Here is a 21,786-nt window from a genome sequence, read left to right as displayed (position 1 = left end):
CTTTAGCGTATCGTAATGTCTGCTTTTGACGGCTTGCTTCCTTTTTCTAATATATTAGAGGAGATATCAAGCCAATGGCTCAGCTCTTCTCTTGAAGGATAATCCCCTGATTTTACAACCTCTTCGTCTAGCAGCGTGACAGGAAGCACGTCAGTCCCTTGTTCATTCATCAAGCGTTCTACCTGTTTGTGCTGAATAAAAGGATCTGGCTCTTGTGCAAGATTGTAGCGTTCGACGGCAAATCCATTACTTTTTAACACGTGGAGGTCAGAAGCAATCCGGGTCAATTCAGGATCTACATCTGGACCGCATACGCCTGTTGGACAACAAAGCGCCGGATCAAAAATTTTTAAGGTCATGTATTCCCACCCTTTCTATGTTTATATTTAAAGATTGACATATAATTATTTGCTTATATTATAATAAGACAAGCGTTCTATTTTTTCAAGACAAGAACACGTAAGAAAGGAGGAAAAAACAGGTGAAAACGACAGCGGATATTTCCATTGAAAAGGCGGCACCAATCTTGAAACTGCTTGGTGATAAAACGAGGCTGACAATGGTTGCACTGCTTCACGAAGGAGAGTGTTGTGTGTGCGAGTTTACAGAAATTTTTAATATGAGCCAGCCTTCCATCAGCCAGCATTTGCGCAAGCTGCGTGATGCAGGGGTTGTGCATGAAGAGCGAAGGGGACAATGGGTGTTTTATTCGTTAAATACATCAAATGAGCTGTATCCATTAGTAGAACAAGTGGTTAAGCAGCTTCCTTCTCAAAAAAGCAAATTAGATGATTTAGAAAAAAACGGAAGCAGAGTCGTCTGGTGTGAACCGAAAAGAAAATAGCTAGAAAATGAGTGGAGAGATAACTTGCGAAGGAGACGAGAAAGATGACGGACGTTGTGATTGCCGTACTGATATTTCTTATTACACTGGTATTTGTCATCTGGCAGCCGCGAGGGCTTTCCATTGGCTGGTCTGCTTCAGCCGGAGCTGTGGCAGCGCTTATAGCCGGTGTGGTAAGCTTTTCCGATGTTGGAGATGTAACCAATATCGTTTGGAATGCAACACTGACTTTTGTTGCGGTAATTATTATATCGTTAATATTAGATGAAATTGGATTTTTTGAGTGGGCCGCCTTGCATATGGCACGCTTTGCCAATGGCAGCGGTATCCGAATGTTTATTTATGTTGCTTTGCTCGGTGCGGTGGTAGCAGCTTTGTTTGCAAACGATGGTGCTGCTTTAATTTTGACACCAATTGTGCTTGCTATGGTGCGCGCCCTGCGGTTTAAAGAAGCAATGATACTGCCATTTGTGATGGCAAGCGGTTTTATCGCCGACACGACGAGCTTGCCGTTTATCGTCAGTAACCTCGTTAATATTGTGTCGGCAGACTTTTTTGGAATTGGGTTTGTCGAATATGCATCACGAATGATTGTTCCAAACTTATTTGCGCTTGCAGCAAGCATAGTCGTACTTTACTTATATTTTCGAAAGGACATTCCAAAAGCGTACAAAGTAGAAGATTTAAAGAAGCCGAAAGACGCTATTCAGGACATGAAAATGTTCCGCTTATCATGGTTTGTGCTGGTGTTGCTTCTTATCGGTTATTTTGTCAGTGAATTTATCCCGTTTCAAAATCCTGTTACAGGTGACATGGAAGCCTTCCCTGTATCAATCATTGCCGGCATCATAGCTGTCTTTTTTATTCTCATGGCACGACGCAGTCCGGCAGTTGAAACATCCACAGTGATGAAGGGAGCACCTTGGGATATTGTCGTGTTTTCGATCGGGATGTATGTGGTCGTGTACGGCCTGAGAAACGTTGGATTGACTGATGTGCTTGCTTCTGGCCTAGAAGCAGCAGCAGATCAGGGGCTGTTTTCAGCTACGATGGCAACTGGATTTCTGGCAGCTTTTTTATCGTCAGTGATGAATAACATGCCGACCGTTATGATTAATGCATTGGCTATCTCAAACACGGAAACAATGGGAGCTTTGAAAGAAGCAATGATTTATGCCAACGTTATTGGTTCGGATTTAGGCCCAAAAATTACGCCAATTGGTTCTTTGGCGACATTGCTTTGGCTTCATGTGTTAAAAACAAAAGGTGTCCATATAAGCTGGGGATACTATTTTAAAGTTGGTATTGTCATCACCGTTCCGACATTATTTATTACGTTAACTGGACTGTACGTATGGCTGTTAATTATTGGATAAAAGGGAGAGACTCATTATGAAAGATAAAACGATTTATTTTCTCTGCACGGGAAATTCATGCCGCAGCCAAATGGCAGAGGGATTTGGCAAAAAATATTTAGACGGTTGGAGCGTGTATTCCGCCGGTATTGAAGCGCATGGTGTTAATCCAAAGGCGGTACAGGCGATGCATGAAAAAGGAGTAGATATTTCCAGCCAAACATCAGACAAGATTGATATGGAGCTGTTGAATAAAGCTGATATGGTCGTAACGCTTTGTGGACATGCAAATGATGTGTGCCCAGCGGCACCCCCGCATGTTACACGCGAACATTGGGGGTTCGATGATCCTGCCCAGGCAGAAGGAACAGAAGCAGAAAAATGGGCCGTGTTTCAGCGCGTTCGCGATGAAATTGAAGAGAAGATACAAACATTTGCTGTACAAAATAAATGACGCTGTAAACAATGATGGAAGCAGCAAGCACGTACCCGGCAGCGCCATCCCAAACAACATCTGTACAAAATTGTCACAGGCAGCTGGCTGTAAAAAGCCAGCTGTTTTTTGTGCTGATAGGAAAGGACAGAAAGCAGATGCCTTTTGTCTATAGATCAAGCGTTCAGCCGTAATTTTCTAGTTTTAGAAGCTTGTGCTTTTCTTCATATTACCGCCCGGTTTTTGTCATAGTTGTTTCCCTACAAATCATATACTTTCGAAAGGGACGGATGAAACAAGCCTCTCGTGTCAGGAATAAAAGGGGGAAGTAGACGTGGACAAAAAGATAGATAAAATACGACGGCAAGTACAAAATAAACGAAAAAAACGTGAGTGGATAAGAGAAAGAGACCGTTCCGCTTCTTATGAGTTTTATCCTCATCATAGTGACGCCCCTTACCACGAACCAGAATTTTATAAGTGGAAAGACCAGGAAAAAACGATGGAGCAGCCGGACAAGCGTAGTGGTACGTGGGTGATGCAAAGTTTATTTGCCGCTATTTTGTTTTTGTTAATTGGTATATTGTTTCAAACTTCTCATCCGGCATTTGAAGGGGCACGGCAGTTTATCGTGACTTCGTTTGAAGAAGAATTTCCATTTGCAGCTGCAACGGCGTGGTATGAAGAGCGTTTTGGCAGTCCGCTTGCATTTTTGCCATTTGAAAGTGATCTCAATCAACCAGTATCACAGCAGCCAGATGGTACGGCCGGCCAGTATGCTGTACCAGTATCAGGAACGACCGTAGCAGAAAGCTTTTCGGAAAATGGAAAAGGTATTGTATTAGAAACCGGCGAAAATGAAACGATTGAAGCAGTAAAAGGCGGACTCGTCATTCATACCGGCCCGCATGAAGAATGGGATCTCGCTGTTGCGGTTCAACACTATGAGGGTGGAGAAGCTTGGTACGGGTTAATGGAGACGGTAGAGGTGAAATTGTATGATCATGTGTCGGCAGGGACCGTGCTTGGGACAGTCGATACACAAGAAGGAGGCGGACGTTTTTCACTTGCCATCAAAGAAAACAATCAATACATTGACCCGATGGACGTGATTGCTGTTGATTAACCAACTGAAACTGGTACGGTGCCATCCATTATTTTGGCTGATGACAGCAGCAGCCGTTTTTACCGGTTTTTTTTATGAATGGCTGTTGTTAGTATGTATTGTGTTTTTACATGAATTAAGTCATGCCCAAGCTGCACTTTTTTATAAGTGGAGAATCAAAAAGCTGGAACTGCTTCCATTCGGCGGTGTCATGGAAACTGCTGAACACGGCAACCGGCCAGTGCACGAAGAAGCAATTGTAGCAGCAGCCGGGCCGTTCGTTCATCTGCCGCTCATTATTTGTTCATATCTTCTGCTTGAAACACCGTTTTGGCATACCGCAGATCATTCACTTTTCCTGCAATACAACCTGACGATTCTTCTCTTTAACTTGCTGCCGGTGTGGCCGCTTGATGGCGGAAAGTTGTTATTTTGCTGGCTCTCTTTTCGATATCCCTACTACCAGGCGCAAAAGAGGGGATGGATGATTTCACTATGTATTTTACTCATTGGTGCAGCCATCTTTTTTTGGTTTTTTCCTTTGCATATACAAGCATGGATACTGCTCGTTTTTTTTATTGTGGTGCATTATACGGAATGGAAGCAGCGGCCGTATGGATTTTTCCGGTTTCTGTTAGAGCGTGCAAACACAAATACACATACATCGCAGGTCGCACAAGAAATATCGTGGCATCTTAGGCCGATTGATGCGGCCAAAATGATACGAAAAAATCAGGCATCTCGTTTTTACATTACAGAGAATGGACAAACACTGTCAGAATCTTATATCCTTGAAGCAATTACAAAAAACAAAACGGGATTTCGAAAACTGCGGGATTTGTTTATCGAAGAGGATAAGAACCCTTCTATAAAAGGATAGCAGTGTTCAGGACATTTTCGTTATAAGACTTGAGTTGAATGAGGTGCCAGTGATGTACGAACTAATCTTCAATACGGCTACAACAGAAAAACGCGGAGCGGTTAAAAGGAACGGCAAGATCATCGAAATGATCGTTGAGCGGCCAGAAGAAGAGCGGATTGTTGGAAATATTTATAAAGGCCGCGTGACTGACGTTCTCCCAGGGATGGAAGCAGCTTTTGTGGATATCGGACGTAAAAAGAATGGATATCTGCACAAAAAGGAAATTATCGGATACAAGACGCTGAGAGAAGCAGAGGAACATAAAGAAAAACGAAACATTTCTGAGTTTATTACAGAAGGACAAGAAATCGTTGTCCAAGTGGCAAAAGAAGAATTTGGGGACAAAGGTGCTCGCTTAACGGAGAATGTTTCCCTTCCAGGAAAGTACACGGTGTACATGCCGCAAGGACAGTATATTGGTATTTCTAAGCGTATGTCTTCAGAGGAGATACGAGAAGAGTGGAGGAAGGCAGCAGGCAGCGTGCTGACAAATAATGAAGGCATTATCGTTCGAACTAGCGGAGAAACGTGCTCAAAGGATACAGTAGAAGCAGATATACGCTATCTTAGAGAAGACTGGGAAAAGGCATTGGCCTTTTCGAAGTCACAACGCCCTCCGGCGCTTATTTATCAAGATGCTGGAATGATAGAAAGACTGCTGCGTGATTATACGATGGATTATGTGGAACGGATTGTTATTGATCATATTGATGATGTGCGTCTAATAAAACGTCTGCTTCGGTTTGAGCCAAAAGACATAAACAAAGTGCATCATTACACTGGAAGAGAAAATGTTTTTGTTAGAGAAGGCGTAGAAAAAGAGCTGCACAAGGCTTTACAGCCAAAAGTTTGGTTAAGAAATGGCGGCTTTTTAATGATTGAAAAAACGGAAGCTTTAACTGTCATTGATGTGAATACTGGTCGTTTTACAGGGAAACAAGAACTAGAAGACACGATTGTAAAAACAAACGTGGAGGCAGCTTCTGAAATAGCGAAACAATTACGACTTCGAGATATATCGGGAATTATTGTGATCGATTTTATTGACATGAAACAGGAGAAACACAAAGAAAAAGTGGTACGAGCATTAAAAGAGGCGCTCTCTCATGATCGTACCACAACGAACGTCGCTGGCATGAGTGCTTTTGGCCTGGTGGAGATGACACGAAAGAAAATCAGACGGAGCTTAGAAGACTCGCTCTTTTCCCGCTGTACGGTTTGTCATGGAAGCGGCCGTGTATTATCGGATGAAGCGAGCGCGTATGAGCTGGAGCGGATAATCCATGAGTACCGGGAAACAGAGGAAGAAGCGCTTGTTTTCGAACTGCCAAGACGTGTGATGGGCTATCTTCATCAGCAAGGGAAAGTTTTATTAGACGATTGGACAAAAAATTATCCATTTAAACTGTATTTTATTCCTCATGAGAATGTAAGTGGTATGTATTGCCGGTATATTGGCAGTGAGAAGGAGGCGAAAAGGCGTTGGGAAGACCGTACAGGAACATGATTTAACCGTAGTATTTATTGACACAGCACAGGCTGTGTGGTAAGATTTCTTCTGTTAGTTGTTTGGTTCGCACCCAAACTACAACCGCTCAAATGCAGGTACTTAAGTCCTTATTAGGCACCTGGATTGGCGAGTCTTAGTCATAGGAGGTGCATTAGTTATGTACGCAATCATTGAAACTGGTGGTAAACAAGTAAAAGTAGAAGAAGGCCAGGAAATCTATGTAGAGAAACTGGACGCTTCTCAAGGTGATTCTGTTACATTTGAAAATGTTGTATTCGTCGGTGGCGATGACGTAAAAGTTGGTTCTCCATATGTAGATGGTGCCAAAGTCACTGCCAAGGTGGATAAGCACGGACGCCAAAAGAAGATTACGGTATGGAAGTTCAAGAGAAGAAAGAACTATCGTCGTAAAATCGGCCACCGTCAACCATACACCAAAGTAGTTATCGATAAAATCGAAGCATAAGGTCTTCTCGTTGCCATGATTGAAGTCAACGTAGACCGTAACAGAAACGGAGACATTGTCGCTTTTTCGATGAGTGGACACGCTGAGGCCGGCCCATACGGTTATGACATCGTCTGTGCTGGTGCTTCTGCGGTATCATTTGGTGCTGTCAATGCCGTTTCTGCACTTTGTGATGTAGAGTTAGACGTGGATATGCAAAACGACGGAGGTTATCTTCGCTGTGCGCTTAATGATGCGATACAAGGCCGCCGCCGCGAAGATGTACAGCTGTTGTTAGAAGGCATGGTTGTCTCTCTTGAATCGATTGCCGAAGAATACGGTGAGCATATAAACATTCTAGATGCATAGGAGGTGAGTTCAATGTTGAAAATGAACCTTCAATTTTTCGCTCAGAAAAAAGGTGTAGGTAGTACAAAGAACGGCCGTGATTCCATTTCTAAACGCCTTGGTGCGAAGCGCGGAGATGGTCAGTTCGTAACAGGCGGATCCATTCTTGTACGCCAGCGCGGTACACGCATTTATCCTGGTGAAAACGTAGGAAAAGGCGGAGACGACACGTTGTTCTCTAAAGTAGACGGCGTGGTAAAATTTGAACGTCTCGGTAAAAAGCGTAAACAAGTGAGCGTTTACCCTCAAGAGGCGTAAACAAGTAATTGCTAAAGGAAATCACGTGTGACTCTCATGAGAGTCACACGTGATTTTTTATTACATTTTAGATATGGTTTCCTTTGTGAAAGGATAAGAAACATACCGGCTTTCGCTGTAAAGACTCAGCGGCAGGTCGAACTTGTTAGGCAGCATGCTGCTGTCACCCTTTGTCATTATATTAATTGTTTCGCTGTTCTATATTGACGCAAGCGATACAATTCCCTGTATCGTCACCTGGCTGTGATTTATAATCGTTTGCTTCTTTTTAAATAGTTAGAGCGGAACGGGCTTTATCCAAGCGGAAGCCACCCCTTTTGACTGATATGCGAAAGATCGTGGGCATATGTGGTTTTACATACCTGGAAAGAGACAGTAAAATAAAAGCAGCAGGGGTTTGGCCATATCAGCAGCAGGGATTTCTGCAAATATTTCTCATACATTATCATAAGGAACAATGAAGAAGAAAGGATGGAGCGTTTGATGCAAGAAGGGACATTTTTATGGCAGCCGTCTCAAACGTCAAGAGAAACATCCCAACTCACGCGTTACATGAAGTGGCTCGAAAAAGAGAAAGGAGTAACGCACGATAATTATGAAGAATTATGGAATTGGTCAGTAACAGATATTGAGCATTTTTGGGAATCGTTGTGGGAATTTTTTGACATTAAAAGCAGTACTTCGTATACAGAGGTGCTTGATAAACGGGAAATGCCGGGGAATACGTGGTTTGAAGGGGCTGCATTAAATTATGCCGAGCAGGTGTTTCGTGATGTTACTCCGTCGGACACAGCAATTGTGTCAAAGTCAGAATTGCGGCCGCTTGCGTCGATGTCCTGGCAGGAGTTATATGAACTGACATCCTCCATTGCCAGTGCCTTAAAAGCAGAAGGGGTGACCCGCGGCGACCGGGTAGTGGCATACATGCCAAATATTCCAGAAACAGTAGCAGCATTTTTGGCTTGTGCGAGCATTGGAGCGATTTGGTCGAGCTGCTCCCCGGATTTTGGAAGCCCGACTGTGATTGACCGTTTTCAGCAAATCGAGCCGAAAGTACTTTTAGCAGTGGATGGATATCGTTATGGAGGGAAAAATTACCATCGTATTGATGCTGTCAAAGAGATTCAAAAGGCAATACCATCTTTGAAACAAACAGTCATACTTTCTTATTTATCCACCAACGTTGAAGACGCTTCATTAAAGCATGCCGTAAGCTGGCAGAAATTTTTGAACAAACATAAAGGTGCAGCATTAAACTACGAAGCACTTCCATTTCAACACCCGCTTTGGGTATTGTATTCATCGGGAACGACTGGACTGCCAAAGGCAATTGTACACAGCCAAGGCGGCATTGTTTTGGAACATTTAAAGCAGGTTGCGCTGCAGATGGACATTCAAAAGGGAGACCGTTTCTTTTGGTTTACCACGACGGGATGGATGATGTGGAATCTGCTCGTCGGCGGATTATTAAATCAAGCTGCTATTCTGCTGTATGACGGAAGCCCCGCCTATCCCAATCTCGACGTGTTGTGGAAATTTGCTGAAGAAACCGAGATGAATGTGTTTGGAACCAGTGCAAGCTATTTGTTGAGTTGTAAGAAAAGAGATGTGTCTCCAAAAGATCGTTTTTCTTTAGAAAAGCTGCGCAGTATTGGATCAACCGGCTCTCCGCTGCCTCCTGAAGGATTTCAATGGGTTTATGAAAACGTGAAATCAGATGTGTGGCTGTTTTCAACCAGTGGAGGCACAGATATATGTTCTTCGTTTGTGACAGGCTCTCCGCTGCATCCGGTTCATGCAGGCATGATTCAATGCCGGTCACTTGGAGCTAAGGTAGAAGCATTTGATGAAAAAAGCCGTCCGCTGACAGGAGAGGTGGGAGAATTAATTGTAGGGGAGCCGCTTCCGTCTATGCCGATTTATTTTTGGAACGATCCCGGCAACAAACGCTATTTGGACAGCTATTTTTCCACCTATTCTGGTGTGTGGCGTCACGGAGATTGGATTAAAATAAATAGGGATGGAAGCTGTCAAATTTACGGGCGCTCCGATTCGACCATTAACCGTGGCGGGATACGCATGGGAACAAGTGAAATTTACAGTGCGGTAGAGGACGTAGAAGGCATTCGTGATAGTATCATTGTCGATATCAGCCATCCTGACGGTCAAGACTTTATGCCGCTGTTTGTCGTGTTAGAAGAAGGCAGGGTATTGGATACATCATTGAAGAAAAAAGTTAATGACCAGATTAAATCATTTTGTTCGCCGCGCCACGTCCCAAATGCCATCTATGAAATCAATGAAGTGCCGCGCACATTAAACGGGAAAAAGCTAGAAGTACCATTGAAAAAAATCTTAATGGGAACACCAGTAGAAAAAGCTGTGAATATAGATTCTGTGACAAATAAAAAAGCATTGGATTACTTTGCCGCATTGGCAGAAAATATTACCATGAAATAGCAATCAGCATTGGAGGCTGTCTTAAAAAGGGGGTCCCTTTAGACAGCCCTTGTTTGTGAAAGGAGAAAGTATTAAGATTCGTTGCTTTTGCTGTCCAATGCAAATGCCTGCCCGCTTACAGATTCTTCGGTCTATCGTTAAAATGCAAAGGTAAGCTTTTCATAGATGGACTTCCAGGACGTATTACGGGCTCTCAACATGCAAGTTCGTTCAGCGTTGCCACAGGCTGTACTTCCACACGAGACAGTAGCTTTCTGGGCACGGAATAAGACATACTGGGGAGTAATGACTTTTATGCTATTCTTTATCTGGATGCGTCTGGTTGAATACAGACAGGAATGAAGGAACCTTATGAGACATCCCAATTTTGCATTTGTTATAAAATCTGCTTTAATAAAGGGAGGACAACATTGAGGAGGATGGTTTATGAAAGTAACGGTCATCGGTTATTGGCATGCTTTTCCAAAAAAGGGAGAAGCTGCATCCGGGTATTTAGTTGAACATGATAATTACCGGGTTTTAGTGGACTGCGGCAGTGGAGTGGTGTCACAACTACAGCATTATTGTGAATTAGAAGATTTAGACGCAGTGGTTATTTCACATTACCATAACGATCATATTGGTGATATTGGTGCGTTGCATTATTTTCGGCTGCTCACTCCATACATATCGCAAAAAGCAGCAAAGCCATTTGCGGTGTATGGTCATCAAGAAGATGTCCAAGGATTTCAACGCCTCTCCTATAAAGATGTTGTGAACGCCATACCGTATAACGAAAATCAAACACTCGATATCGGTCCCTTTCAATTTTCCTTTTACAAAACGTCTCATCCAGTACCGTGTTATGCTATGAAAATACAAACTAGTGCCTCAACTCTCTTTTATACAGCGGATACGGGATATATGCCGGAGTTAGCTGAAGCAGCAAAAGGAGCAGATCTGCTGATTGCCGAGTGCAGCTTATATAAAGGACAAGATGGCACACCAGCAGGTCATATGAATAGTGAAGAGGCTGGAAAGCTAGCAAATGCTGCTGATGTTCCCGCTTTACTGCTCACACACCTTCCGCACTTTGGTGATCACGGCCAATTAAAAAAGGAAGCGCAAGCACAATGTCCTAGTACTATTATCGATACGGCTTCCGCTGGCTGGAGCAAAACATTATCAACATAAAACGAAACGAGGTAACTTCATTATACTGAAAGCTGTGATGTTTGGTATGTTTGACATGAAAAAGACAATGGGGTGACGATCTGAAGTGTATGTTTGGCTAATCATCTTTGCAAGGTGATCAGGTGAAATACCTGCGGCCGTGATGAAAGCGAACTTCTACTAAAACCGCGCACGTCTTGTGCCGGGCGTAAAAGCCGCTGTCCTTATGGAACGGCATGAACATCCCGCAGGCAGCGCGCGGTAAGCGGACCTGAAGAACCGTCAGAATGAATGATGTAACTCACCTGTAGACTGAAAAAAGAGCTGTCAAAAGGTCTTTTTATGACCTTTTGACAGCTCTTTTTTTTAGAAGGCAGGAAAGTATATGTTTTGATTGTTATTTTAAAGATTTTTCATCCTATACGCTATCTGTAGCAGATGCGTTCTAAAGCAGCAGCTTCTACGGTGGCAAGGACGGCAGTTAAGCGGAAGTTCTCAACCACCGTTTTTTTACGTTCTAAGGAAAGGATGCCGGTGTATACAAGGTTTTCATCATAAAGAGGAAACGAATGGATGAAATTATCAATATCCTTACATACGTTATAGAATTGATAAATTTTCCAAACGAAATTAATAAACTTCAATATATATTTACGCAATCTTTACACAGGCACTACTTAGTCTTAATAATAATCTCCTATACTAGCAATTGTGAGTAGGAGAAATCATCTTTCACAGAAAACTCTATGAACCTAAGACAAAGAGGAGGAAGTGCTAGTGAGCTTGAAAAAAGTTTGGATGCTAATAGCATTAGCAGCATTTATGGTCGTTGCCGCAGCCTGTGGAGGGGGAGAAGAAACAGAATCTGAAGCAGAAGAAACCCCTGAAGAAAACGAAACAGACAACACAGAAGGTTCTGATGAAGAAGCTTCTGATGGGGAAGGAAATCTTTCTGGTGAAATCGCAATTGACGGATCCTCTACAGTATTTCCGATTATGGAAGCTGTATCGGAAGAATATACACAAGAGCAGCCTGATGTACGAGCTCCAGTAGGGGTATCCGGCTCAGGCGGCGGATTTGAAAAGTTTATTGCTGGTGAAACAGATTTAAGCAATGCTTCTCGTCCAATTAAAGAAGAAGAAGCAGAAATGCTTGAAGAAAACGGCATTGACTACATTGAGCTTCCATTAGCGTATGATGGTCTCTCCGTTGTAGTAAGCGAGGAAAATGACTTTGTCGATTACTTAACAGTAGAAGAACTTCAACAGATTTGGGTTGATGGAGAGGCTGAAACATGGAGTGACATTCGCGATGAGTGGCCGGACGAGCCAATTGAGCGCTTTAGTCCTGGTGCTGATTCCGGCACATTCGACTATTGGAGTGAAGTCATTTTGGAAGATGCCGACATTTCTAAAGATGCACAGTTATCTGAAGACGACAACGTGCTTGTTAACGGCGTCATGGGAAGCCCGAACGCAATTGCATACTTTGGCTATGCATATTATGCGGAAAACCAAGACACGTTGAAGATTGTACCAATTGACAATGGCGATGGCGCAGTTGAACCGACAGAAGAAACAATTAACAACGGAACATATGAACCTCTTTCACGCCCAATTTTCACATATGTGAAAGAATCTTCTCTTGAAGAACCGCATGTTCGTGACTATGTAGACTTCATGAATGAAATTGCTGGTGAAATGGCCTTAGAAGTGGGTTACATCAATCTGCCAGAGGAACAGTATGAAGAGAATGCTGAAAAAATTGCTGAAGCAGCTGGAGAATAAAAATTACAACATGAGTGTGTAACGATGAATAACAGAGGGAAAGCCCCTGCTTTTCAGGGGCTTGCTTCTTTGAATTATTCTTTTTCTATGAAATTAAGCATCAAGGGGGATGCGTCATGAATGAACGTTCAAATAAAACCTCAATTAGTAAAATGATTGAATCTAAATCATCTCAGCAAGGGATGAAAAAGGCAGCTGAAGGGTTGATGCCAAAATTTTTTCTTATTTGTGCTGTCATTTCCATTTTAACAACAGTAGGTATTGTGTTAACGCTGATTTTTGAAACTTTTTCTTTTCTTGAAGTTGTTGGTATTAGTGAGTTTTTACTGAGTACGGAATGGTATCCGCTGCACGGTGATCCGTCATATGGTGTATGGCCCTTAATTATGGGGACATTAATGATTGCTGTTATTGCAATGATTATTGCTATTCCTATCGGTTTAGCATGTGCCATTTTTTTGAGTGAATATGCGTCAGATAAAACCCGTCGAACGATAAAACCAGTTTTAGAAGTGTTAGCAGGGATTCCAACGATTGTGTATGGTTTTTTTGCATTAACGTTTGTCACGCCGCTGCTGCAAAATATTATTCCGGATTTATCGATTTATAACGCGCTAAGTCCTGGAATTGTTGTAGGGGTTATGATTATCCCTATGGTGGCTTCATTATCAGAAGATGCAATGAGTGCTGTGCCGCAATCTATGCGCGAAGGTGCTTTTGCACTAGGTTCTACTCGTTTTGAAGTAGCCATGAAAGTAGTGCTGCCTGCCGCATTGTCGGGGATTATTGCGTCCTTTGTTTTAGCTGTATCACGAGCGATAGGCGAAACAATGATTGTAACCGTCGCAGGTGGAGCAAATCCGACCATGGATTTTGATGTAACATCAGCGGTTCAAACAATGACGGCGTATATTGTGCAAGTGAGTCTTGGAGATGCGGGATATGGCACGACAGAATACTACAGCATTTATGCTGTAGGAATGACACTGTTTGTATTTACGTTATTAATGAATATTCTTGCTCAATTCATCTCTAAACGTTTTAGGGAGGCATACTAATGAAAGTCGTTGGAGACACAACAACAAATGTTCAAACAAACAAGAAAACTGCTAATATTTCCGGGCGTCAATTAAAAAACAAGTTATTTAAAGGGCTTTTCGTTGCAGCAACCGGTTTGAGCCTGCTTGTCCTGATCGTCCTGCTCGTACGGATTTTCACTCAAGGAATTGGCCATTTAAGCTGGGATTATTTAACGTCTTTTCCATCACGCAGGCCCGAAGACGCAGGGATTTATTCTGCATTTATCGGAACAATTTGGATGATGGCTGTAACGGCACCGGTAGCTTTTGTACTAGGGGTGGGAACGGCTATTTATTTAGAAGAATACGCACCGAAAAACAAGTTTACCGATCTCATTCAAATGAACATTTCGAATTTGGCAGGGGTTCCTTCCGTTGTATTTGGGTTATTAGGGTTAACCATCTTTGTACGGGAGTTATCACTTGGACGAAGTGTGTTAGCAGGTGGTTTAACGATGGCGCTTTTAATTCTGCCAATTATCGTTGTTGCTTCACAGGAAGCAATACGCTCTGTTCCGGCTGAGTTAAAGGAGGCATCTTTTGCAATGGGAGCAACGAAGTGGCAGACGACGTACCGCATCGTTCTTCCAGCAGCTATTCCGGGAATATTAACTGGAAATATCCTTGCTCTTTCCCGCGCCATTGGTGAAACGGCACCGCTTATTATGATCGGTGCACTGACATATGTTGCTTTTCTGCCGGAAAATATTATGTCACAGTTTACCGTGATGCCTATTCAAATTTTTAACTGGACGAGCCGGCCGCAGACTGAATTTCATGATGTAGCTGCAGCTGGAATTATTATTTTACTCGTTATGTTATTAGTGATGAACTCTATTGCCGTGTGGATACGAAATAAATTTCAAAAACAGCTTTAAGAAGAGGAGTGTAGGAAATGTTAGCAAACACAAAAAATGCACCTGCTGTCGAGAACAGTCCCGCACAAAATAAAGAAGCAGTGAACAAAAAGAATGTGTATAAAGTGGAACAGTTAAACCTTTGGTATGGAAAAGACCAAGCGCTGATTAATGTCAATATGGATATACCAGAAAATGAAGTTACAGCCATTATCGGACCATCTGGCTGCGGAAAGTCAACATTTATTAAAACGCTAAACCGCATGACTGAAATGATACCAATTGTTAAAACAAACGGATCGATTTATTACCGCAATGAAAATATTTTTAATAAGAAATATCAAGTAGAATATTTGCGGACAAAAGTTGGAATGGTGTTTCAAAAACCTAATCCATTTCCAAAATCAATCTATGAAAATGTTGTGTACGGCCCAAAAATTCATGGAATTAAAGATAAAAAGGTTTTGGATGAAGTGGTGGAAAAAAGTTTGAAAGGTGCGGCTCTGTGGGATGAAGTGAAAGACCGTTTAAAAGAAAATGCGATGGGCCTTTCCGGCGGGCAGCAGCAGCGTCTTTGTATCGCGAGATGTCTTGCTATTGAACCAGACGTGATTTTGATGGATGAACCAACGTCTGCGCTTGACCCTATTTCAACGTTGAAAATCGAAGAGCTCGTTCAAGATTTAAAAAAGGATTACAGCATTGTGATTGTAACCCATAATATGCAGCAAGCTGGACGTATTTCAGATAAAACGGCATTTTTCTTAAACGGAGAAGTTATTGAATATGACGACACAGCGACGATCTTTTCTTCGCCACAAGACAAGCGGACAGAAGATTATATTTCTGGACGCTTCGGATAAGCCGAGCAATTGTGAAGGAGTTGTTAAGATGGGAGTCCGTGGAATGTATGACCAGGAACTCTCCCGGTTAAAAGATGATATCTTTTCTATGGGTGAAGCAGTGGTAGAGGCTTTTCAAGAAGCGCTGCATTTGTTGAAACACCGAGATAAAGAGAAAATGAATGAAATGGTTTCTAGAGACGCGACAATTAATAAAAGAGAGTTAGAAATCCATGATCGTGCGACCTTAATGATAGCAAGACAACAACCGGTGGCAACTGATTTGCGGACAACCATCGTTGCCTTGAAAATTTCCAGTGATTTGGAACGAGTGGGTGATTTAGCTGTTGACATGGTGAAAGCAACGATGCGTTTGAATGAAGAAGACTATCAAATAGAAATTCATGAATTAGAATCCATGGCTGATGTTGCTGTTAAAATGCTTAATGAGGCGTTGACCGCTTATCAAAAACAGGACTTAATGCGTGCCCAGCATATTGCCCTGCTTGATGATAAAGTGGATAAAAAATATGCGCAGTATATAAAAGAACTATTTACTTCGTCTGACAAAAACAACATCGGCCAGGCTACACAGCTGGCCTTCATTGGCCGTTATATTGAGCGTATTGCCGATTATGCAACGAATCTCGCGGAATGGATTGTTTATGAAAGAAACGGAAAACATTTTGATCTAAATTAGTCTGATACAAGCTGTTAACGTTTGCTGCAAAATATGCAGCAAACGTTAACAGCTTTTTTGTAGTTTGATAAATATTATCGGCATTTATCAGTATTTTCACTGTTTCGGTACATAAAGGAAAACCGTCTACATATGGCGTGTCATTACCCGTATAAAAAGTTTGATACGGGCATATATGTCCGTTTTTTGTAGGTCTTTGAGTCTATTTGACCTATCTTCCAATGAATATATTACAGATGGAAGAAGGTTTTATAGTAAAATAGACTTATATGTGAATATATTGGCAAAATTGCCGATATAAAAGAAAACGGCTTCGTGCGCAAGCTGAAATGGCCGCACGTTGTAACGTTCGGGAGGGGACGGTAGTTGAGTCAATCAGAATATTTAGGTGTGTTTATTGATGAAAGTGAGGAACATCTGCAAGCTATCAATGACAACCTTCTTCAACTTGAAAAGCAGCCTGACGACATGACAATTGTCGGAGAAATTTTTCGTTCAGCCCATACGTTAAAAGGAATGGGCGCTACGATGGGGTTTGAAGATTTGGCACATTTAACCCACAATATGGAAAATGTGCTCGATCTCATCCGGCAAGAGCAGTTAGATGTCACAACGGATGTGATGGATATTGTTTTTGAAGCTGTTGATTATTTAGAAGAAATCATCGTCGATATTGCTAATGGCGGTGATGGGAAGCAAGACGTGCAGGCAGTAACACAACATCTTGAGGCTCTTCAAGGCAAGAATCTTCTTCCTTCCAAAGAAGGGGCAGCAGCAGCGGAGGCATCGTCAACTTCTGAAGAAAAAACACCAGCAGAAGGGATATTTGATGAGTACGAATGGACGGTGCTAGTTCAATCAAAGGAACAAGGATATCATGCCTTTCGCATTGTAGTTGAGCTGGATGAAAAAACAATGTTAAAAGCAGCTCGGGTATTTATGGTATTTGAAGTGTTAGAACAAGCCGGAGACGTGATGAAATCTACTCCACCAGCAGACGAATTAGAAGATGAAAAGTTTGAGACGAGCTTTGAAGTTGTTCTTGTTACTACCGTGGAAGCAGATGACATTAAACAGCAAATACGAAATGTTTCCGAAGTTGATTCTGTAACCGTTGATGCTATTGAAACAGGACAGCCGGATAAACCAGCTTCACCAGCACAAAATCAAACAAGAGGAACAGAAACACTTGCTAAACCGAATCAAAAAGAAAAGGCACCATCTCCGCAAAAGAAGTCCGAACTCAATAAAACGATACGTGTTAATATTGACCGTTTGGACGTGCTAATGAATTTATTTGAAGAATTGGTGATTGACCGCGGCAGACTAGAACAAATCGCTAGTGAGTTAAACAATAATGCGTTAAACGAAACGGTTGAACGTATGTCACGTGTTTCCGGCGACTTGCAAGAAATTATTTTAAACATGCGAATGATGCCGGTTGAACAAGTATTTAATCGTTTTCCGCGTATGGTGCGCAGCCTTTCAAAAGAATTAGGGAAAAAAGTAACCCTTGAGATTTCAGGAGCAGAAACGGAATTGGACCGTACGATTATTGATGAGATTGGCGATCCACTTGTCCATTTAATTCGAAATTCAATGGATCATGGCATTGAATCTCCAGCACAGCGTCAATCTGCCGGGAAACCAGAACAAGGAACAGTAGAGCTGCGAGCCTATCACAGTGGAAATCATGTTTTTATTGAAATTGAGGATGATGGTGCGGGGATTGATAAAGACAAGGTAATACATAAGGCACTCACCAATCATGTTGTGACAGAAGAAGAAATTCAACAAATGACAGACCAGCAAATCTATGGGTTATTGTTTTCCTCTGGATTTAGCACTGCAGAAGAAATTACCGATGTCTCCGGGAGAGGGGTTGGTTTAGACGTTGTGTTAAGCACGTTTGAATCACTTGGCGGCGTCGTGACAGTTGATTCGGAACTCGGCAAAGGGACGTTATTTTCCATTCAGCTTCCACTGACGTTATCAATTATTGATGTTATGTTAGTCCATGTCGGAGAGGAAACATATGCTGTGCCGCTAACTGCTATCATTGAAACAGCAATTGTGCATAAAGGTGACGTATACAGTGCGCATAACCAGAAGGTCATTGACTTTCGCGGGAAAGTAGTACCAATCATTTTTCTTCACGATATTTTTGGCGTCGATTTTCAAGACCAAGATACAGATTATTATTCTCTCGTAATTATTAATAAAGGGGAAAAAGTGGCTGGTTTAGTCGTTGATTCGTTAATAGGCCAGTATGATATTGTGTTGAAATCACTTGGAAACTATTTGACAAATGTTTTTGCGATATCAGGAGCAACCATATTAGGGGATGGACAAGTTGCGTTAATTGTAGATACCAATGCCCTAATTAGATAAGAGAGGAGGCAGCATAATTGGAAGAAGCAGTGGCAGAAGATACACATGTGAAAGTCATTGTGTTTCAACTTGGAGACGAAGAATATGCGCTTGACGTTGAGATGGTTCAATCCATTGAAAAGCTGCAGGCCATCACACGGATTCCAGGAGTGGAGGCTTATATAAAAGGAGTGATGAATCTTAGAGGAATCATTACGCCTGTCATTGATTTGCGCAGCCGTTTTGGGATGGAGAGTAAATCATACGATGGAGCCACCCGGATTTTGGTTATTCATAAGAATGGTGACGATATCGGTTTTATTGTTGATGAAGCAAATGACGTGTTAGATATTCCAATATCAAGTATTGAACCAACACCTGAAGTTGTAGGCGGTGTAGCGGATGAATACTTGCGCGGAGTTGTCAAAGTGAATGATCGGCTGTTCACGCTGCTCCATGTAGATAAGGTGTTAGAAAGACAAGCGAACAAAACAAATCAAAAACGAAAATAAAGAGAATAACAAAAATGGGGTGAGGATATGGCATCGGTATTAATTGTGGATGATGCGGCGTTTATGCGGATGATGCTGAAAGATATTTTAGAAAAGAATGATTTTACTGTGGCTGGTGAAGCTGCTAACGGGCAAGAGGCAGTAGACATGTATAACGAACTACAGCCAGATTTAGTGACTATGGATATTACGATGCCGGAAAAAGACGGGATTGAAGCCTTAAAAGAAATTAAAGAGAACCATTCAGAGGCTAGTATTATTATGTGTTCTGCGATGGGCCAACAGGCTATGGTAATTGATGCGATTCAAGCAGGCGCCAAAGATTTTATCGTGAAACCGTTCCAAGCTGACCGAGTCATGGATGCAATTCAGAAAGTTTTAGGGTAACGAGAGGAGACGATTATGCCGTCATCTACTGCAATAGAAAAAACGTGTGTGGCAGCAATAACAAATGCAGCAGCAGCTGTAGTGAATGATCATTTAGGGATGGATGCTTCGTTTGCGGTACCATATCAATCGGGATCACAATTTCAATCCTTTGATGTTTCTGTTGTCATGGGGATTAATGGAACGTTAGAAGGACAAATGATTTGCTCGATGGAAAATAAAACAGCTCTCTCGGTTGTGAGCACCATGATGGGCGGCATGGAAATGACAGCATTGGGCGATATGGGCTGGAGTGCTATTCAAGAATTTGGAAATTGGATTGCTGGTAAAACCGCGGCGGAACTAGCAGAATCAGTGGAATCTATCGATATTTCCCCTCCAATGGTGAATGAAGGAGTATCAGTATTTCGCATGGAGGGAACATTTATTACACTGCCGCTTCGCAGTGCAGCGGGACAGTTTTCCATCCATATTTCTATTAAAGAGAACATATCATAGTGGAGTAAGAAAGGTTTCCATTCAATAGACGATTTTTCCCATGCATTCGACAAAAACAGATGCGTCAGCACATATCGTGTTGTGCGCATCTGTTTTGTCGTTTTCAAAACGCTGCTTATGCTCTTCTTGTGTTACGTTCATAGATGGGGCAGGCAGCTGCCTGATGAGACTGAAAGACTAGCAGAAACAAATAAAGCTTGTGCTGTGTTAATGCGAGGCACTACGACTTATTCTTTCTGTCTTTACTATTGTACCGGATATGTCCAGCGTCTCCACCACTTTTCGAATGGGCCTTGCTGCTGGTATTTGAGCCATATCCAACTATATCCGATTTGTAAAAGAAACATCCCAGCACCGATCAGTACCCCAGAAAACACGCTGACTGAAGCAAAAAGCCCAAGCCCGTATCCGTAAAAAACAAATGTTGCAATAATGGATTGCAGCAAATAGTTCGTTAAGGACATGCGGCCTGCTGCAGCGAAGGGCTGCAACATCCGTATCACAAAGGTGTTGTGGCTGATGAGAACAATGAAGGCGACATAAAAAAGCATCCAAAGCGGACCAGCACTAATGTTCAGCCCGGAAGCCAATCCATAAGAGAGCCAGGAAGGCATGGTGAGAATGCCGCTTTGCAGCGAAGCGTAGAACAGCGACAGCGTACCTCCGCTCAAACCACTCATAATCAGTATTCTTTTCCAAACATGCTTGTAATGTGTGGTGTGGTGAAAAAGGCCTTTTTTGGCCATATATACGCCAAGCAAAAACAAGCCAAGGATGTTTGGAATGTTAATGAACAGGTTAGAAAGAACCGCAGGCACTTCGTTTTCCAGTCGAAACGATAAAATATCTATGTATGTTCCGCTGCTGTAGATGGAAACAGCAGTATGAACAGATTGTTCCGCTGTTTCCATCATGTCGCCTGCTGTGAGCGTACTAATCAGCAGACTGCTCCATGTAACGAGAGCTCCAAGCACGACCATGGAAATAATAATAAGAGAAATACTCCAAGCAAGAATGGTGCTCGTTTTTTTATTAATAAAAAATAACAGCAAAAAGCCGGTTATGGCATAGGTATGCAGAATATCACCGGACCAAATAAAGAACAGGTGCAGCCCTCCAATGATAAGTAAAAATGTCAGCCGTCTTTTGTATAGGCGGCGTGCATCCCGTCCTTTGGCACGAGAGCGTTCATAAAACAAATAAAAACCGATGCCAAACAATAATGAAAACAATGGATAAAAGTTGCCAACAACGAAAAACTCTAAGCCAAATGCTGCCCATTGGTTCAGCGGACCGTCTGGCAAGGATGTCCATTCGCTTGGAAGGCTTTGCTGCTGAAACAGGGGAGTTTTAAAAGAAGCCATATTGGCAAGCAGAATACCAAATAAAGCAATACCGCGTAATACATCAAGCACTAGGATGCGTTGGTTTGTTGGCGTACCGAATGAATTCATAAAAAGCGGGGTGACCTCCTTTTTTAAAAGAACGTGAAGGAAAAACGCACATATTGTTACGTTCATCATAGCAAAAGGAAAGGGGATTTGTCCTGTGGACAGAGCGGTTCTTCACAGAAAGAAACAAGGGGATGAAATCAGTGTGATTTCATCCCCTTGTTTTTATTGATTGAGTTTTGTTTTGTTTGGAACATGTACATGGTGGGAAGCCTGCTGTTTAAAGGGAAAGGGCGTGTTGTTTTGCTGCTGAACGGCATCAATTAATGTATCGAGCTTTTTTTCCATACGGTGCAGCAAATAAAAAGCAATGACAGCGCTAATTCCATACTCGCCAGCGGCTTGAATCCACATATCCATCGTTTTCTTCTCCTTTTCATGTTACATAGAAAGAGTCTGTCCTAAAAGAT

At 42.3% G+C, this 21,786-nt stretch carries 23 protein-coding genes and 1 other annotated feature; of the genes, 20 read left to right on the top strand and 3 right to left on the bottom strand.

The window, feature by feature from the left end:
* Positions 1-2 precede the first annotated feature (2 nt).
* Positions 3-359, bottom strand: coding sequence for an arsenite efflux transporter metallochaperone ArsD (gene arsD / locus BLT18_RS12415; protein ID WP_091274537.1), 357 nt, complete (start codon positions 357-359; stop codon positions 3-5).
* 122 nt (positions 360-481) lie between these two features.
* On the opposite strand from arsD, the gene BLT18_RS12410 reads away from it, so the two are divergent.
* The 20 genes from BLT18_RS12410 (at position 482) to BLT18_RS12310 (ending at position 19,925) form a co-directional block, all read left to right on the top strand.
* A complete protein-coding gene (locus BLT18_RS12410; protein ID WP_091274534.1) occupies positions 482-844 on the top strand; it encodes an ArsR/SmtB family transcription factor in 363 nt (120 codons plus the stop codon).
* A gap of 44 nt (positions 845-888) precedes the next feature.
* Positions 889-2,220, top strand: a complete 1,332-nt coding sequence (locus BLT18_RS12405; protein WP_091274530.1) for an arsenic transporter — start codon at positions 889-891, stop codon at positions 2,218-2,220.
* 16 nt (positions 2,221-2,236) lie between these two features.
* Positions 2,237-2,653, top strand: a complete 417-nt coding sequence (arsC, locus tag BLT18_RS12400; protein WP_091274527.1) for an arsenate reductase (thioredoxin) — start codon at positions 2,237-2,239, stop codon at positions 2,651-2,653.
* 313 nt (positions 2,654-2,966) lie between these two features.
* A complete protein-coding gene (locus tag BLT18_RS12395) occupies positions 2,967-3,758 on the top strand; it encodes a peptidoglycan DD-metalloendopeptidase family protein (RefSeq protein WP_091274524.1) in 792 nt (263 codons plus the stop codon).
* Positions 3,751-4,617, top strand: a complete 867-nt coding sequence (locus tag BLT18_RS12390) for a M50 family metallopeptidase (protein WP_091274521.1) — start codon at positions 3,751-3,753, stop codon at positions 4,615-4,617. Before BLT18_RS12395 ends, BLT18_RS12390 begins: the two co-directional genes overlap by 8 nt.
* A gap of 52 nt (positions 4,618-4,669) precedes the next feature.
* Complete coding sequence (locus BLT18_RS12385) at positions 4,670-6,166, top strand: Rne/Rng family ribonuclease (RefSeq protein WP_091274519.1); 1,497 nt, start codon at positions 4,670-4,672, stop codon at positions 6,164-6,166.
* Positions 6,167-6,238: 72 nt separating this feature from the next.
* Positions 6,239-6,313, top strand: a sequence feature (ribosomal protein L21 leader region).
* A gap of 13 nt (positions 6,314-6,326) precedes the next feature.
* Positions 6,327-6,635, top strand: coding sequence for a 50S ribosomal protein L21 (gene rplU, locus BLT18_RS12380; RefSeq protein WP_091274516.1), 309 nt, complete (start codon positions 6,327-6,329; stop codon positions 6,633-6,635).
* 15 nt (positions 6,636-6,650) lie between these two features.
* On the top strand, positions 6,651-6,983 hold the full coding sequence (locus BLT18_RS12375) for a ribosomal-processing cysteine protease Prp (RefSeq protein ID WP_091274515.1): 333 nt from the start codon (positions 6,651-6,653) through the stop codon (positions 6,981-6,983).
* 12 nt (positions 6,984-6,995) lie between these two features.
* Entirely contained in the window at positions 6,996-7,280 is a 285-nt protein-coding gene (gene rpmA, locus BLT18_RS12370) for a 50S ribosomal protein L27 (RefSeq protein ID WP_091274513.1), read from the top strand.
* Positions 7,281-7,763: 483 nt separating this feature from the next.
* Positions 7,764-9,740, top strand: coding sequence for an acetoacetate--CoA ligase (locus BLT18_RS12365; RefSeq protein ID WP_245705264.1), 1,977 nt, complete (start codon positions 7,764-7,766; stop codon positions 9,738-9,740).
* Positions 9,741-10,166: 426 nt separating this feature from the next.
* Positions 10,167-10,913: an MBL fold metallo-hydrolase gene (locus BLT18_RS12360; protein WP_091274510.1), complete on the top strand. Its 747-nt coding sequence runs from the start codon at positions 10,167-10,169 to the stop codon at positions 10,911-10,913.
* Positions 10,914-11,690: 777 nt separating this feature from the next.
* Positions 11,691-12,680, top strand: a complete 990-nt coding sequence (locus tag BLT18_RS12350) for a PstS family phosphate ABC transporter substrate-binding protein (RefSeq protein WP_091274601.1) — start codon at positions 11,691-11,693, stop codon at positions 12,678-12,680.
* Between the two features lie 152 nt (positions 12,681-12,832).
* On the top strand, positions 12,833-13,738 hold the full coding sequence (gene pstC / locus BLT18_RS12345) for a phosphate ABC transporter permease subunit PstC (RefSeq protein WP_407639931.1): 906 nt from the start codon (positions 12,833-12,835) through the stop codon (positions 13,736-13,738).
* Positions 13,738-14,637 (top strand): phosphate ABC transporter permease PstA, encoded by a 900-nt coding sequence (gene pstA, locus BLT18_RS12340; RefSeq protein ID WP_091274502.1) that lies wholly within the window; start codon positions 13,738-13,740, stop codon positions 14,635-14,637. Before pstC ends, pstA begins: the two co-directional genes overlap by 1 nt.
* A gap of 17 nt (positions 14,638-14,654) precedes the next feature.
* Positions 14,655-15,479, top strand: coding sequence for a phosphate ABC transporter ATP-binding protein PstB (pstB, locus tag BLT18_RS12335; protein ID WP_091274499.1), 825 nt, complete (start codon positions 14,655-14,657; stop codon positions 15,477-15,479).
* A gap of 28 nt (positions 15,480-15,507) precedes the next feature.
* Entirely contained in the window at positions 15,508-16,158 is a 651-nt protein-coding gene (phoU, locus tag BLT18_RS12330) for a phosphate signaling complex protein PhoU (RefSeq protein ID WP_091274497.1), read from the top strand.
* Positions 16,159-16,524: 366 nt separating this feature from the next.
* The gene (locus tag BLT18_RS12325) at positions 16,525-18,549 is read left to right on the top strand and encodes a chemotaxis protein CheA (RefSeq protein WP_091274495.1); all 2,025 of its coding nucleotides are present in this window, start codon (positions 16,525-16,527) and stop codon (positions 18,547-18,549) included.
* A 17-nt stretch (positions 18,550-18,566) separates the two neighbouring features.
* Complete coding sequence (locus BLT18_RS12320) at positions 18,567-19,040, top strand: chemotaxis protein CheW (protein ID WP_245705262.1); 474 nt, start codon at positions 18,567-18,569, stop codon at positions 19,038-19,040.
* Positions 19,041-19,067: 27 nt separating this feature from the next.
* On the top strand, positions 19,068-19,427 hold the full coding sequence (locus tag BLT18_RS12315) for a response regulator (protein WP_091274493.1): 360 nt from the start codon (positions 19,068-19,070) through the stop codon (positions 19,425-19,427).
* Positions 19,428-19,442: 15 nt separating this feature from the next.
* Positions 19,443-19,925, top strand: a complete 483-nt coding sequence (locus BLT18_RS12310) for a chemotaxis protein CheX (RefSeq protein WP_245705261.1) — start codon at positions 19,443-19,445, stop codon at positions 19,923-19,925.
* Between the two features lie 245 nt (positions 19,926-20,170).
* Here the strand turns inward: BLT18_RS12310 and BLT18_RS12305 are convergent, their stop codons facing one another.
* Positions 20,171-21,379 (bottom strand): DUF418 domain-containing protein, encoded by a 1,209-nt coding sequence (locus tag BLT18_RS12305; protein ID WP_175487496.1) that lies wholly within the window; start codon positions 21,377-21,379, stop codon positions 20,171-20,173.
* 162 nt (positions 21,380-21,541) lie between these two features.
* The gene (locus tag BLT18_RS12300; RefSeq protein WP_091274489.1) at positions 21,542-21,736 is read right to left on the bottom strand and encodes a YvrJ family protein; all 195 of its coding nucleotides are present in this window, start codon (positions 21,734-21,736) and stop codon (positions 21,542-21,544) included.
* Between the last annotated feature and the right edge of the window lie 50 nt (positions 21,737-21,786).

This window comes from Alteribacillus persepolensis, assembly GCF_900099605.1.
Taxonomy (GTDB): Bacteria; Bacillota; Bacilli; order Bacillales; family Marinococcaceae; genus Alteribacillus; species Alteribacillus persepolensis.
This window is presented reverse-complemented; position numbering and strand designations above follow the sequence as displayed.